The 1,073-nt window shown below is 58.0% G+C and carries 1 protein-coding gene; it reads left to right on the top strand.

Annotated elements, in window-relative coordinates; all coding sequences use genetic code 11:
- Positions 1-1,073: hypothetical protein (locus tag ABE34_RS21595; protein ID WP_197144509.1), on the top strand; the 1,073-nt coding region annotated here is incomplete at both ends.

Raw genomic sequence — 1,073 nt, 5'->3', positions numbered from 1 at the left:
GGGGTTACTGGGGTTACTGGCTCTACTGGCTCTACTGGCTCTACTGGTGCTACTGGCTCTACTGGCTCTACTGGCTCTACTGGTGCTACTGGCTCTACTGGTGCTACTGGTGCTACTGGCTCTACTGGCTCTACTGGCTCTACTGGCTCTACTGGCTCTACTGGCTCTACTGGTGTTACTGGTGTGACTGGTGTGACTGGCTCTACTGGGGCTGCGGGTTCTGCTGGAGCTACCGGAGCTACTGGGGCTACTGGTGTTACTGGCTCTACCGGCTTTACTGGTTCTACTGGTTCTACTGGTTCTACTGGTGACACTGGTCCTACTGGCGCTACCGGGGTTACTGGTGTGACCGGCTCTACTGGAGCTACTGGCGTTGCCGGGGTTACTGGTGTGACCGGCTCTACTGGAGCTACTGGCGTTGCCGGGGTTACTGGTGTTACCGGCTCTACTGGAGCTACTGGCGTTGCCGGGGTTACTGGCTCTACTGGCGTTACTGGCGTTACTGGCTCTACTGGACCTACTGGTGTTACTGGTACGACTGGCGCTACCGGGGTTACTGGCGGTACTGGGGCTACTGGTGTTACTGGTGTTACTGGTGTTACTGGTGTTACTGGTGTTACTGGTGTTACTGGTGTTACTGGTGTTACTGGTGTTACTGGTGTTACTGGTGTTACCGGCTCTACTGGGGTTACTGGGGCTACCGGCTCTACTGGTGACACTGGTCCTACCGGGGTTACTGGGGCTACTGGCGTTACTGGCGTTACTGGCGTTACTGGTGTTACTGGTGTGACCGGCTCTACTGGAGCTACTGGCGTCGCCGGGGCTACCGGCTCTACTGGTGACACTGGTCCTACCGGAGCTACTGGCTCTACCGGGGTTACTGGGGTTACTGGGGTTACTGGGGCTACTGGCGTTACTGGTGTTACTGGTGTGACCGGCTCTACTGGAGCTACTGGCGTCGCCGGGGTTACTGGCTCTACTGGGGCTACTGGTGTTACTGGTGTGACCGGCTCTACTGGAGCTACTGGCGTCGCCGGGGCTACCGGCTCTACTGGTGACACTGGTCCTACCGG

Origin of the sequence: Lysinibacillus sphaericus (assembly GCF_015844675.1) — a bacterium.
Lineage (GTDB): Bacteria > Bacillota > Bacilli > Bacillales_A > Planococcaceae > Lysinibacillus > Lysinibacillus sphaericus_E.
The sequence above is the reverse complement of the archived record's forward strand: the minus strand, read 5'-3'. Positions and strand labels throughout refer to the sequence as shown.